Here is a 13,827-nt window from a genome sequence, read left to right as displayed (position 1 = left end):
AGCAGTTCGAGGCCGCCGTCGCACGCATGACGACCGCCTCGAATCTCGAACGCATCGCCATCAGCATCGCCGCACTCGTCGCGTCGATTCTCGTCGGTGGCGTCGTCGTACTCGTCGCCGGGTTCGTCGCGCAGTGTTCTCAGCCGGTTCTGTTCTTCCCCGGCGTGGGCTATTCCTGTTACAACCCGGTCTCGGTGTACGTCGAACTCTTCCTCGGCCCGTTCTCTGGACCGGGCGTGTTCGGTGAAACGCTCCAGCAGACGACCATCCTCCTGCTCACGGGGCTGTCCGTGGCCATCGCGTTCCGCGCTGGCCTGTTCAACATCGGGACGCAGGGACAGTTCGTGATGGGGTCGATGGCGACGGCCATCGTCGTCCCACTGCTCGCGCCGGCTGTCCCAGCGAATGCCGTGGGTGCGCTCATCCTGATTCCGCTTGGTCTGCTCGCAGGCGCGCTCGTCGGCGGCCTGTACGGCGCGATTCCCGGCGCACTCAAGGCCTACGCAGAGGCAAACGAGGTCATCACGACCATCATGCTGAACTTCATCGCGACGTTCCTCGCCCTGCTCATCGTCTCGACGTGGTTCAAGGACCCGAACAGCACGAACAACACGCAGACGGCGAAGGTGCCGGACTTCGCGATGCTCGACTCCTCTGTGTTGCCGGGGGACTTCTCGTTCATCGCCCTCGCACTGGCGCTGACGCTTGTCGCCACGATTAGCTGGCTGCTCGTGAAGACCGCGTTCGGCTACGACCTGCGAATAAGCGGCATCCAGGAGGGAGCGGCCGCCTACAGCGGTGTCAACGCGAAGAAGATGACCGTGCTGTCGATGGCCCTCTCGGGGGCGCTCGGTGGCATCGCCGGAGCCGTCTACATTCTGATGGTGACCGGCCGCTGGCTGCCAACCGCGCCCGCGTTCGGCTTCGACGGCATCACCGTCTCCATCCTCGCAGGCAACAACCCCGTCGGGGCCATCTTCGCGGCGTTCCTCTTTGGCATCCTCAAGGTAGGTCGCATCGCAATCGACTTCAACCTCGACGTTCCCTCGCAGTTGGTGGGCGTCCTCCGGGGGCTCATCATCCTGTTCGTCGCCATGCCGGAGTTCTTCCGCATGTTCGGCACCCGCTTCAACGTCGGTTCTGACATGGCCGTCACGACCGACGGAGGTGAAGACACATGAACCGACTGAACCATCTCGACACTCGCAGCAAAGTCGGGCTCGGCGCACTGGCACTGTTCTTGCTTGCGGTCGCCGTGCTCGCGATTACCGCCCCGGAGACCGCAGGCGACGTGTTCGGACTCATCGACGGCAATCTCGCTTCGGCCGCGCTCCGGACGGCGGTTCCAATCGCCTTCGCCGCTCTCGGTGGCCTGTTCGCTGAGAAGTCCGGCGTCATCAACATCGGACTGGAGGGCCTGCTCATCGTCTCGGCGTTCGCTGGGGCGGCGAGCATCGCCCTACTGACCGGCGACCCCGGATCCGCCTCCCAGAGCATGGTGTGGGTCGGTTTCCTCATCGGCGTGCTCGCGAGTGTCCTGCTCTCGCTGTTGTTCGCCGTGGTCACAATCGACTTAGAAGCCGACCAGATTATCGCCGGCCTCGCCGTCTGGCTCATCGCCCTCGGACTCGGCCCGTTCGCCGCACAGGTGTTGTTCAGCCAGTTCGACTCGCCGTCCGTCTCGACGCTGAACACGGTAGCGATTCCGGGGCTCTCGCAACTTCCGGTCGTTGGGCCGATTCTGTTCGACGCGAATCCGACGGTGTACATGCTGCTCGTCGCCGTGCCCGCTTCGTGGTACTTCCTGTATCACACCGCGTTCGGGCAGTGGATTCGCGCGAGCGGCGAGAACCCGAAGGCTCTCGACACCGCCGGCATCGACGTGCGCCGAGTGCGCTACGGCAGCGTCCTGCTCTCGGGTGCGCTCACGGGTATCGGCGGGGCGGCGCTCTCGCTCGTTCTCGTCGGGAAGTTCACCGGTGGCGGCGCGACCATCGTCAACGGTCGCGGCTTCATCGCGATTACCGCCTACCTGTTCGGGAACTACAACCCGGTCGGCGCGTTCGGGGCATCGCTGCTGTTCGCGACGCTCGAAGCCCTGCAGTTCCGCCTGCAGATTCTCGGCATCGGGATTCCGAAGTCGCTCATCCAGATGATTCCGTTCGTCCTCGTCATCGTCGTGCTCGCTCTCGTCGGACGCACGCGCCTGCCAGCGGCGGCCGGCGAGCACTACGATTCCGGCGAAGACTGAAAAAATCAGGTTTTCCGGTCGTTCAGATGGACATGAGCCCACCATCGACCGGGAGTGGGTGTGCCGTGATGAACGACGCGTCGTCGCTGCAGAGGTAGACGACGGCGCTCGCAATCTCTTCGGGTTCTGCCATCCTTCCGAGCGGTTGCATGGCGACGAATTGTTCGATCTGCTCCGGGGTTTCTTCACCCGCACGCTGGACCATGGGCGTGTCCACGACGCCGGGACAGACTGCGTTCACCCGAATTCCCTGTTTCGCGTACTCGACGGCGGCGACCCGGGTGAGGCCGATGACGCCGTGTTTGCTCGCGACGTACGGTGCGCCGCCCGCGGCCATGAGTCCGGCGACGGACGATGTGTTCACGATGCTCCCACCGCCGCGGTCTACCATCACCGGGATTTCGTGTTTCATACAGCGCCAGACCCCGCCCAGGTTCACGTCGATGACGCGACTCCAATCGTCGTCCGCAGTGTCGGCGAGCGGAGCCATCTCTCCCTCGATGCCGGCGTTGTTGTGCGCGAAGTCGAGTCCGCCGTAGGTGTCGAGCGCCGTCTCGACCATGGTTTTCACGTCCTCGTCGCTGGTCACGTCTACGCGGACGAACGTGGCGTCGCCGCCCGCATCGGTGATGCGTTCGATCGTCTCACGACCCCCGTCTTCGACAACGTCCGCGACTATGACTTTGGCCCCTTCGGCCGCAAAGCGTTCTGCGGTCGCCCGACCGATTCCCGAACTCGCGCCGGTGACTATTGCTACCTTCCCCTCGATTCCGTTCATTTCGTGGCTACCTCCACGTTAACAATGGACATGTATGCCTATGAGTATTCGCAGGGATTCGATTCCGCAAATCGGGCCTCCGTCTGACGTTCGAGAAGTTTCGATAACGGCAACATCTGACTGAAAATTTACTATTTCATGCCTTATCGAGAGACTACTGGGGCACTCTCTAGAGAATATTACTTCGGTGGATCGAATGCACAGAATAGGGCATATGTCGCTATTCGAGGTGTCTCAGTCGATTGGTTTTCGTTCGACTTTGTGGCTCGACTCCCGCAATCACCAGCCAATTAACCGTACGGTAGGTTTATATTATCAGTCAGCGTTTGGGACAGTCGGGAAAGGGGGAACATATGGTTCGCATTAACGTCCTTGGGGGAGGATTGAGCCTCGCGGCTATCGCGAGTAGAATTACGAAGTACGTACCCACGAGTGTGCGTATCGATTTTGACGACAGAGCGATATCGCCGATTATCGGTATCGTGCTCGTGTTTGGGATGACCATCGCCGGGTCTGCAGCGGTCCTGTACGTGGGGTCGCCTGCGTTAGAAAATATGCAGGGCGAAGCCGACGTCAGCAAGGTAGAGATTGGGATGGTTCAGATTGCGAGTCGCGTCGAAACCGTCGGCATGAGTGACGAACGCATGAGCGTTGCGCTCGCGCAAAGCAAGGGTCAGTACTACGTCGATGAAACGGCGGGTCACATCACGATTCGCCACCTCGACTACGATGGAGAAGGGGGAGACGCAGACATCTATACGTCCGATCTTGGGGCCATCATTTACGTCACTGACGAAACAGAGATTGCCTATCAGGGCGGCGGTGTCTGGCGGTTCGACAAGAGCGGAAGCTCAATGATGATCTCTGCTCCTGACATTGGCTACCAGTACCAGACGCTTAAATCCGACTCCGGTTCTGAGGAAGACGAGTATACACTCATCGTTCCAGTGACGAAAATCGAGGGTACTGCAGCTGTTTCGGGTGCAACGACGGCAGCGGTGACGAAAACAACGCGCTCGCAGGCAATCTATCCAAATAAGATGGCAGTCTACCCGAACGGTCAGGAGTTCCGAAATCCAGCATTCAACGGCACGCTAGAAATCGAAATCCAGAGTGAGTACTACGAGGCGTGGGGCCGCTACCTCTCTGCAGAACTCGGTCAATCTGCTGAGTACAACCACGACACGAAAACTGTCCGCGTCTCACTCACACCGTACGACCGTACCGCAGTGGCAGTAGGCGGAAGCGACCCGCGCATCAATGTGATCACGGCCGCGCTGTACTCCGACACGATGTTACAAACAACGCACCTCAACTCGCATTCAACGATTGATAGTTACGATTCGCGGGTCGGTGGCTACGATTCGTCGAATATGACGAGCGGGGCAGACGTCGTTATCGGTGGACCGTTGAAATTAAACAATCCTGCAGGTGTGTATGGAAACGTCACTGCGGCTGTTGTGGAGAATAACAATCCTGGTGACATTACCGGTGCCATTGACACTGAGTTCACCTCCGGACTGCCGACGCTCGAACCAATCGATGCGATGATTGTGGGGCACATCACTCGCATTAAAGAGGACAATGATAATGACAATGCTAGCAGTATTACGGTCGATGCCAACGATATAGAACTTGATTGCACGAACGACTGTGAACTCTCTGCAGGGAGTTACTACGTCAATCAGACCGTGAACGTGAAAAAGACGATGACGCTCGACACGACGAAGGGGGACATCGAACTCGCAATCGATGACGGCATGAAATTCGAGGCAGACAAAGGAACGATACAGATCATCGGTGACGGAAAAGTGTTCATCTACATGGCCGGCGGCGATATCGGCATCAAACAAAGCACCGTCGAAATACCGAACGACAATGCAATCCAGTTCTGGATGTTCAACCTCGATTCAGCTGCTGTGACCTTTGAAGGAGGTTCAGAATTTACGGGCATCGTCTATGCTCCTGGGGCGACCATCATCATCAAGTCTGACACGCACGTCTACGGTGCAGTGGTGGGTTATCTTGCGGACCTCCAGTCAAACGCCGGTATCCACTTTGACCGGGCACTCCTTGGTGGAACTGCCTACAAGGCACCGACCTACGAATGGGATTACGTCAAACCGAACACGACGCTCCCGCCGGTAAAATTCCTGCTTGGCACGGAACGCACCGTCACGGTCGAACTCGAATAAGCGACCACGCGCACCAGTTTCACCAAACTTCACGAGGTCGCCACAGGAACCAATCCAGTGGCGACGCTCGACATTCGCACGAGACGTCTCGGGAGTCAATCAGCTCTACGAGACGGCCATAAAATCCCTTTCGGGAACGACGCTCCGGGAGCGAAACCTCCACGGGGCGGCCATTGATTTCTCTCCGGCACGCCGCCGGGTGGGTTCACCCGGTCGGCGGCCACTGGTGCGCTCAGCGCACCGATTTGCGACTCCATTACAGAGGCTATTTTTACCGCCTCACCCAACGTCAGTTCATGAACGCCCTCATCGAAGCGGCCCGCGATATTCAGGCGGCCGCGCACGTGCCGTACTCCGACTACCGCGTGGGTGCGGCTCTCGAAACCGCGGACGGGATCGTGTTCACCGGCTGTAATCTCGAAAATGCGAACTACTCGAACTCCCTGCACGCAGAGGAGGTCGCCATTGCCGAGGCCGTGAAGAACGGCCACCGCGAGTTCGCTCGCATCGCAGTCAGTTCCGGGCGACGCGACGGCGTCACGCCGTGTGGCATGTGCCGCCAGACGCTCTCTGAGTTCTGTGACAAGGACCTCGTCGTGCTCTGTGACGAGGGCGACAGCGTGACCGAGTACACGCTCGGCGAACTCCTTCCGAACACCATCACCGAAGGGCATCTGAAATAATGGACGCAGAAGACCCCAACGACGACGTCCAGTACCACATCGGCGTCGGTTCCGACGACGTGGCGAACGCCGTGCTCCTCCCCGGCGACCCGGACCGACTGGAGAAAATCACGACGTTCTGGGACGACGCGGAGATTCGCGGCGCACACCGCGAGTACCGCACCGCGACGGGCACCTACGACGGCGCACCGATTAGCGTGACCTCCACGGGCATCGGCGGCCCCTCTGCCGCCATCGCCGTCGAGGAACTCGCCCGCATCGGCGTGGACACCTTCATTCGCGTCGGTTCCTGTGGCGCAATCCAGCCCGAGATGGACGTCGGCGACCTCGTGATTACCACGGGCGGCGTCCGACAGGAAGGCACGAGCAAGGAGTACGTCCGCGAGGACTACCCCGCCGTCGCAGACCAGCAGGTCGTTATGGCGCTGATTGCCGCCGCAGAACGCCTCGGCTATGACTACCACACCGGCATCACGATGTCCGCGGACAGTTTCTACGCCGGACAGGGTCGGCCCGGGTTCGAGGGCTTCGAGGCTCGCGGTGCCGAGGAGATGATTCAGGAACTGAAGGACGCGAACGTCAAGAACATCGAGATGGAGGCCGCCGCCATCATGACCATCGCGAACATCTACGGCCTGCGTTCGGGGGCGGTCTGTACGGTGTATGCCAACCGGACGACCGGCGAGTTCCGGACCGAGGGTGAGGGACGCGCCGCGGAGACTGCTTCACTCGCCGTGAAACTGCTCGCGAAGATGGACGAAGCCGCAAACGAGGCCGGTGCCGCCCAGTGGCACCCGGGTCTCGCGCTCGACTGAGCGTCTGGGTTACCCAGTCATCGGGCGTCCGGGCACGCCGACATCGAGTTTTGCCAATCCTGGCTTCTGATTCTCCGGCGTGAGGAACGCGAAGTTCGTGATGAACAGCGATTTCTGGTCACCACCGGTCGTCCCGAAGGCCACGTCAGAGGGCCCGTCGAGCCCGTTCTCGGCAGTCGCCAGCGTATCGACGCTCCGGTCACGATTCACCCGGACGACGGTATTCTGACCGATTACTGCGACGTAGAAGTTGCCCCGATTGTCGAGGGTAATTCCGTCGCCGCCAACCAGCTGTGGGTCTTGGGCGTACACCTCGGGCGTCCCCGCGCTGCCGTCCCGGTTGACCGGAATTCTGGCGAGGTAATCTCGCTCCGTGACGACGACGTAGATAGCGCTATCCCGGCAACTGACGAGGCCGTTGGCTCCGAGCGGGAACCCGAAGTCGAAATCGCCCGTACCCGTGAGGAGGTCTGAGACGACCCATGGGGTGGCATTCCCCTCCGTGACGTACCAGATTGCCCCAGCAGTGGTGTCGGAGACGAGGAACCCGTCTCTGAACGGCGTCAGGTCGTTCGGGAACGTGTCGGTTGGAAGCGCGGCATAGAGCGACTTCGTCCCGTCGCGTTCCACCTGCCAGATGCCGTGCGTGTCGGCTGAGTCGTCACCCTCGCCGACGCCGGTCAACAGACACAGGTGGACGGTTCCCCGAGCGTTCACGTTCACCCCGAGGATACCGAACTGGTCGCCGACCTCGAACGAGGCGAGTACCTCAGGTGTGTCGCTTCCTCGTGCAATTTTCCAGAGCTGGCCAATGGTCGCGATGCCGAGATAGATGGTTCCTCGTGGGTCGATTGCGAGGTTCTCCGGGAACTGCCCCTGCGCGGGGTCGAACTCGAAGAGAATCTTGACGTGTTCTGCCGCCTTCGCACTCCCTATCGCCAGGATGAATCCACCCGCGCCAATCGTTTTGAGAACGGTTCTCCGCGTTGTAGCTGCTGTCATTGTATCCCTCACCTCGTGGCCCCAGCGGCCGCACCAATGCTCACCTGCCCGGCGCGATTCTGGCACCTATGCTAGATGTCGGCACTAGACAGTATTGTTATGACAGGAGCACGCGAGAAACAGGCCGTTAATCGCGAGTGACCGGTTTTTCCGACGATTGCGAGTTGTCGGTCAGAAACGGTGAGAACCGTTCTGAAAGCCGTCTAATATCGAGCCAGTCCTCTATCTTGGAATGGCACTCACGAGTGGAAATAGAACCGGAAAACGTCACTTACCGAACGTTACATGTCGCCCCAGGCGGACATCGCGCGTCCGACCGAGGTGATGTCTGCAATCCAGCGCGTCGCGATGGACTTCTTCAAAACGCGGGCGGCCGGGCCGCCGAACGTGCCGATTGGGACCATCATGACGTTGTGGGCGACGGCGTCGTCGCCGACGGAGACGACCGTCCCCTTGTCTTTGTAGCTCCAGGAGTTGAGGGCCTGCCCGCGCATCGCACGGGCAACGTTCTCGCCGACGACGCCGCCGGCCTGCCAGGCGGCCTGTGCCGTCGGTGGGGCGGGGCGCTCTGAGTTGAGTTGCTCGACGATAGCCGAGTCACCGAGCGCGAACACGCGCTCGTCGGAGGTCTGGAAGGTCGCGTCTGCGTTGACGCGGTTGTGGTTCTTCTCGACGTTTGCCACTTCGAGGGCGTCCTGACCCGTGATGCCGCCAGTCCAGACGAACACGTCGAATTCGAGGGGTTCGCCTTCGTCGAAGTAGATGGTGTCCTCCGCGGCTTCCGTGATTGGGTCGTTCGTGAGGATGTTGATGTCGGCATCGAGGAGGCGCTTGCGGAGTGCGCCCTGGACCTCTGGGTCCTGCCCGGGGAAGATTTCCTCCATCGCCTCGACGAGGTAAATCTCGATTGGAGCGCGGTGCATGTCGCGGAACTCCGCGATTTCGCCCGCGGTCTGGATGCCCGACAGGCCTGCGCCGCCGATGACGATTTTCGCGGGGTCGTTGCGGGAGGCTTCGCGGGCGGCCTCCTTGACCTGGTTGTGGATTTCGAGGGCGTCGTCTAAGCCTTTCAGCGTGAGGGAGTTCTCTTCTAAGCCTGGGATGCCGTAGTAGGCCGTCTTCGACCCGAGGGCGACGACGAGGTAGTCGTATTCGACGGTGGAGTCGTCGTCCAGCGTAATCTCTCGGTCGTCTGTGTCTACGGACTCGACTTCAGCCTTGATGAATCGCGTGCGTGGCGATTTGATGTCCGCGACGGGGAGCGAAATCTTGTCTCGGACGCTCGGGTCGCGGATGCAGCGGTGGACCTCGTGGAGGACGAGGTGGTAGTCCTCCTTCGAAATCCACGTGATATCGGCGTTGTCAACCTCGGCTTCCAGGCTCTGAATCGCGGCAGCACCGGCGTATCCTGCGCCGATGACCACGATGTTCTCGGTCATGGTGGCATCTCGGAAGTCCTGCGATACAAAGGCTTTGGAATCGACACGCCGTTGTAGCCGGGTTTCTGCGAATATTGCCACCATGAACCAGGGTGTCACTACTCACTGGTTGGCGAGAAAGCAAGGAGAGAGAGAGAGAGGGTTACTTCTTCGGTTCGCCGACGGGCGCTTTCATGTCGTCGATGGTCAGGATGAGGACGTTGTCCGTGTCGTCCTTTCCGTCCACGACGCCCTCAATGACGAGTTTCGACAGCGGCGTTGGGCCGACGACGACTTCGTCGCCTTCGTGGAACTCGCGGATGGAGCCACGAAGCGAAATCTCCGCGCGGCAGAGTTCGGGGTGGTGGACGCTCGAGAGGTTAATCTGCGTGACGTTCGCGCCCTCTACGGCCTCACCGTTGTGGAACAGGGGGACCTCTGCTGGCTGGTCCATGTCCTGAATTTCGAGTGCCTCGTAGGCGTTGGCCGTCGGCTTGTAGCCGCCCTTCGGGCCAGGGACGCCCTCTACCAGTTGGAGGGCCTTCAGACTCTGCATCTGGTTACGGATAGTGCCCGGATTGCGGTCGACTTCCGCCGCGATGTCTTCGCCTTTTACAGCATCTTCCGTCTCCCGGTGGAGATTGATCAGGGCAGAAAGGATTCGTTTCTGGCTTGGGGTCAGCTCTATCGATGACATAGACGCCTTTCGTGATAGATTTCCTTAAATGCGGCGGATACTCCGTGATAAATCGGCGATTCACGGGTTGGTTTCTCGACAAGAATTGCCTGCAGGCGATGGGATACCAGTCGAGTAACATGCCGTACCGGTACTTCTTTGAGGACACACATATCTAACTTGTATAATGAACGGCAAGCGCGTTCTCGTCACGGGTGGGGCGGGATTTATCGGTTCGAACCTCGCGAATCATCTCGCGAAACACAACGACGTCGTCGCCATCGACGACCTCTATCTCGGTACGCCCGACAATCTGGATGACGCGGTCGAGTTCGTCGAAGCGAGCGCCGTAGACGACGACCTCCCGACCGACGTGGACGTGGTGTTCCACCTCGCCGCACTCTCCTCGTACGCGATGCACGAGGAGGATCCCGTCAAGGGTGCTCGGGTCAACGTCGAAGGCTTCGTGAACACAGTCGACCAGGCGCGAAACGACGGGTGTGACACCGTCGTCTACGCCTCTACGTCCTCCATCTACGGGAACCGAACGGAACCGTCGCCGGAGTCGATGGACGTCACCGCGCGAACCGGCTACGAGGCGTCGAAACTCGCCCGCGAACGCTACGCCGAGTACTTCGATTACCACTACGACATGCACATGGCCGGGATGCGATTTTTCTCGGTCTACCAGGGCTACGGCGGCGCTGAGGAGCACAAAGGCGAGTACGCGAACCTCATCGCCCAGTTCGCAGACGAACTCGCCCACGGAAACGCGCCGGTCATCTACGGCGACGGCACCCAGACGCGAGATTTCACCCACGTAGACGACATCGTCCGCGGTCTCGAACTCGCCGCAGACCACCAGCTCACCGGCATTTACAACCTTGGCACGGGTGAGAGCTACACCATCAATACCCTCGTCTCGAAACTAAACGAGATTCTCGGTACGGACATCGAGCCCGAGTACATCGAGAATCCCATCGGCGAGGACGTGTACGTCCACGACACGATGGCGGACCCATCGAAGATGCGCGAGGCGACGGACTGGGAACCGGCCATCTCCTTCGAAGACGGCCTCCGACTCGTCTGCGAGCAATATCAGTAATCGCGTCCCTTTTTGCACCCGTCCAGAGTAGTTGTCAGTATGCAGCGTACTGCACGACTTATCGGCGTTCCGATGGACCTCGGTGCGGACCGACGCGGGGTTGACATGGGCCCCTCGGCGATTCGCTACGCGGGGCTCGTCTCACGACTCGCAGACATCGACGTCACCTGCACAGACGCCGGTGACATCCTCGTCCCCCACGCACACGTCAGCGACCCGGAAGCGGGCGAACCGCAAAACAGGAAGGCGAAGTATCTAAACGAAACCGCGACGGTCTGTTCACGACTGGCAGAGGAGGTGGCAGAAACCCTTGAAAACGACGAGTTCCCGCTCGTCCTCGGCGGCGACCACTCTATCGCCATCGGGACGATGTCGGGTGCGGCCCGCGAGGCCGAGATCGGCGTCATCTGGTTCGACGCACACGGCGACTTCAACACGCCGTCTACCTCTCCGAGCGGGAACGTCCACGGGATGCCCCTCGCCGCGGTACTCGGGAACGACGAATTCGAAGGGGCAGACTGGGCGCACACGCCGGCGGTCAGCGAGGAGAACATCGTCATTGTCGGTCTTCGGAGCGTAGACGATATGGAGCGAGAAGCCATCCGCGACAGCGAGATTACGGCGTTCACCATGTCCGATATCGACGAACGTGGCGTCTCCTCGGTGGTCGAAGAGGCCCTCGAAATTGCCAGTGACGGCGTCGACGGCGTCCACGTAAGTCTCGACATGGACTGGCTCGACCCGAAGGAAGCACCCGGCGTCGGCACGCCCGTTCGTGGCGGCGTAAACTACCGTGAAGCGCACGCTGCCCTCGAGATGGTCGCCGCCCACGACAGGAAAACCGGGTTCATGCGGTCGCTCGAAATCGTCGAAGTGAATCCGATTTTAGACGAACACAACGAGACAGCAGAACTCGCGACGGAACTCGCCGCGAGTGCCCTCGGAAAAACGACGCTGTAACGTTAGCTTCGTTTTGCACCCCACTCCTGGCGCGTTTGTGCCTCGTCGGCGTAGCGCTGCAGTGGGTGTTTTGCCGCATCTGGGACGTATTCGGGGAGGAATACGACCTTCTCATTTCCAACCTGGATTCGGTTGATGTTCGACTGGTCTTCCATCTTCGTGAGGAGTCGGCTAACCGACGCTTCAGACCAGCCCGTCGCATCGACAATCTGTTGCTGGCGCATTCGGCCATCGTACTCGCCGAGGAGTTCGATGAGAAGTTCCATCGGCGTCAACCCGGTTTCGAGGACGATGTCAGCTTTGGACTTCGATTCGGCCGATTGCAACTGGTCCAGGGGCGATTCGTCGGCGCGGGGACCTGATTCGGTGGGTTCGTCACGACCACTCGCGTCGTCACTGCCCGAATCATCCTCACCGACGGGCATTTCGATGAAATCCTCTAGAACGTTGTTAAGGTCTCCCCAGAGGTCCTTAAACCGGTCCTTGTCCAGTGGCATTTTCATTACGTAGGTACGATTGCCAGAGACCGTACACCGGCGTCGGTCAGGGACTGGCGCATACTGGCGGTACCTTGAACAGTTCGTCGCAGTCCTACTACAAAAATCAAATGGGTTGCACCTTATCTGACCAACGAATGCGCCGCTGTCTGCCGTATTTCAGCAAATTGGTTAAAAACTATCTCGCAAGTAAACTAACTAGTTAGGGAGCGTGGTCGGTCACTCGCCGAGGTCCAGTAACGACGCGGCCTGCTCCATATCCTTGTCACCGCGTCCACTCAGGTTGACGACGATGGTGTCGTGGTTCTGTGCAACCTGTTTTGCGAGCGCGATGGCGTGACTGCTCTCCAATGCGGGGATGATCCCTTCTGTCTCACTCAGCGTGCGGAACGCGTCGATGGCCTCGTCGTCGGTGATGGCGCGGTACTCACACCGCCCGACCGCGCGGAACATCGCGTGCTCCGGGCCGACGCCGGGGTAATCCAGCCCCGCGGAGACGGAGTGGACCTCCACGTCATCGTCGATGACGCGGGTCGCCATTCCGTGGATGACGCCGTCTTTCCCCGACGCGAGTGGCGCGGCGTGGCGTTTCGAGTCGCCGCCCTCACCGCCACCCTCGCCGCCGTAGAATTTCACGTCATCGTCACGGAACGCGTGGAACAACCCAATCGCGTTTGACCCGCCGCCGACGCAGGCGACCGCGGCGTCCGGGAGGCCGCCGGTCTGCTCCTGAATCTGCTCGCGGGCCTCTTCGCCGATGACTGACTGAAACTCCCGCACCATCCGCGGGAAGGGGTCGGGACCGACCGCAGAGCCAACGAGGTAGTGGGTGTCGTCCATGTTGCCCGCGAAGTCTTCGAGCGCGGCGTCCACCGCGTCGGCGAGGCCTTTCCCACCTCTGGTGACCTCGTTCACCGTCGCGCCCATCAACCGCATCCGGAAGACGTTCATCTTCTGGCGCTCGACGTCTTTTTTCCCCATGTAAATCTCCGTGTCGAGGCCGAACAGCGCCCCGACCATCGCCGTCGCGGTGCCGTGCTGGCCCGCGCCCGTCTCCGCGATGAGTCGCGTCTTGCCGGCCTTCTTCGCGAGGAGCGCCTGCCCGAGGGCGTTGTTTATCTTGTGAGCACCCCCGTGGAGCAGGTCCTCACGCTTCAGGTAGATGTCCGCACCGTATTCTGCAGAGAGATTTTCCGCGTAGTAGAGCGGCGTTTCGCGGCCCGCGTACTTCGTCAACAGGTCGCGGAATTCGGCGCGGAACTCCGGGGACTTCGCAATCTCGTCGAATGCCTCCCCGAGTTGTGCGAGTGGCTCTTCGAGCGGTTCCGGGACGTGACGCCCGCCGAACGCGCCGAACGCTCCCTCGTCGTCGCCAGACTGCTGTGACATAGTAGCCTACCGATGTACAACGATGAACAAAAGTGTATTGCAACACCCAGTGGTTTCC

13 protein-coding genes are annotated in these 13,827 nt (G+C 60.5%); 7 read left to right on the top strand and 6 right to left on the bottom strand.

What is annotated here, in order from left to right; genetic code table 11:
• Positions 1-26 precede the first annotated feature (26 nt).
• Both P0648_RS10575 and P0648_RS10570 read left to right on the top strand, forming a co-directional pair.
• Complete coding sequence (locus P0648_RS10575; protein WP_369685682.1) at positions 27-1,181, top strand: ABC transporter permease; 1,155 nt, start codon at positions 27-29, stop codon at positions 1,179-1,181.
• Positions 1,178-2,251: an ABC transporter permease gene (locus tag P0648_RS10570; protein ID WP_276247284.1), complete on the top strand. Its 1,074-nt coding sequence runs from the start codon at positions 1,178-1,180 to the stop codon at positions 2,249-2,251. The genes P0648_RS10575 and P0648_RS10570 overlap by 4 nt, the downstream gene beginning before the upstream one ends.
• Positions 2,252-2,273: 22 nt before the next feature.
• Here the strand turns inward: P0648_RS10570 and P0648_RS10565 are convergent, their stop codons facing one another.
• Complete coding sequence (locus P0648_RS10565; protein WP_276247285.1) at positions 2,274-3,029, bottom strand: SDR family oxidoreductase; 756 nt, start codon at positions 3,027-3,029, stop codon at positions 2,274-2,276.
• A gap of 629 nt (positions 3,030-3,658) precedes the next feature.
• Between P0648_RS10565 and P0648_RS10560 the strand changes: the two genes are divergently transcribed.
• The 3 genes from P0648_RS10560 (at position 3,659) to P0648_RS10550 (ending at position 6,722) form a co-directional block, all read left to right on the top strand.
• The gene (locus P0648_RS10560) at positions 3,659-5,224 is read left to right on the top strand and encodes a collagen-binding domain-containing protein (RefSeq protein WP_277503903.1); all 1,566 of its coding nucleotides are present in this window, start codon (positions 3,659-3,661) and stop codon (positions 5,222-5,224) included.
• 296 nt (positions 5,225-5,520) lie between these two features.
• Complete coding sequence (gene cdd, locus P0648_RS10555; protein ID WP_276247287.1) at positions 5,521-5,907, top strand: cytidine deaminase; 387 nt, start codon at positions 5,521-5,523, stop codon at positions 5,905-5,907.
• Positions 5,904-6,722, top strand: a complete 819-nt coding sequence (locus tag P0648_RS10550; protein WP_369685318.1) for a nucleoside phosphorylase — start codon at positions 5,904-5,906, stop codon at positions 6,720-6,722. Before cdd ends, P0648_RS10550 begins: the two co-directional genes overlap by 4 nt.
• 9 nt (positions 6,723-6,731) lie before the next feature.
• On the opposite strand, the gene P0648_RS10545 is transcribed toward P0648_RS10550, so the two are convergent.
• The 3 genes from P0648_RS10545 to P0648_RS10535 form a co-directional block, all read right to left on the bottom strand.
• On the bottom strand, positions 6,732-7,724 hold the full coding sequence (locus tag P0648_RS10545; RefSeq protein WP_277503898.1) for an SMP-30/gluconolactonase/LRE family protein: 993 nt from the start codon (positions 7,722-7,724) through the stop codon (positions 6,732-6,734).
• 281 nt (positions 7,725-8,005) lie between these two features.
• Positions 8,006-9,163, bottom strand: a complete 1,158-nt coding sequence (locus P0648_RS10540) for an NAD(P)/FAD-dependent oxidoreductase (RefSeq protein ID WP_276247290.1) — start codon at positions 9,161-9,163, stop codon at positions 8,006-8,008.
• Positions 9,164-9,305: 142 nt separating this feature from the next.
• Positions 9,306-9,839: an Rrf2 family transcriptional regulator gene (locus tag P0648_RS10535; protein ID WP_276247291.1), complete on the bottom strand. Its 534-nt coding sequence runs from the start codon at positions 9,837-9,839 to the stop codon at positions 9,306-9,308.
• Positions 9,840-10,005: 166 nt separating this feature from the next.
• Between P0648_RS10535 and P0648_RS10530 the strand changes: the two genes are divergently transcribed.
• The gene (locus tag P0648_RS10530; protein WP_276247292.1) at positions 10,006-10,923 is read left to right on the top strand and encodes an NAD-dependent epimerase/dehydratase family protein; all 918 of its coding nucleotides are present in this window, start codon (positions 10,006-10,008) and stop codon (positions 10,921-10,923) included.
• 39 nt (positions 10,924-10,962) lie between these two features.
• Complete coding sequence (gene rocF, locus P0648_RS10525; protein ID WP_276247293.1) at positions 10,963-11,883, top strand: arginase; 921 nt, start codon at positions 10,963-10,965, stop codon at positions 11,881-11,883.
• A gap of 2 nt (positions 11,884-11,885) precedes the next feature.
• On the opposite strand, the gene P0648_RS10520 is transcribed toward rocF, so the two are convergent.
• Both P0648_RS10520 and trpB read right to left on the bottom strand, forming a co-directional pair.
• A complete protein-coding gene (locus P0648_RS10520) occupies positions 11,886-12,380 on the bottom strand; it encodes a helix-turn-helix domain-containing protein (RefSeq protein WP_276247294.1) in 495 nt (164 codons plus the stop codon).
• 219 nt (positions 12,381-12,599) lie between these two features.
• Complete coding sequence (gene trpB / locus P0648_RS10515) at positions 12,600-13,769, bottom strand: tryptophan synthase subunit beta (protein ID WP_276247295.1); 1,170 nt, start codon at positions 13,767-13,769, stop codon at positions 12,600-12,602.
• Positions 13,770-13,827 lie beyond the last annotated feature (58 nt).

Source organism: Haladaptatus sp. DYSN1 (genome assembly GCF_029489995.1).
Taxonomy (GTDB): domain Archaea; phylum Halobacteriota; class Halobacteria; order Halobacteriales; family Halococcaceae; genus QDMS2.
The sequence above is the reverse complement of the archived record's forward strand: the minus strand, read 5'-3'. Positions and strand labels throughout refer to the sequence as shown.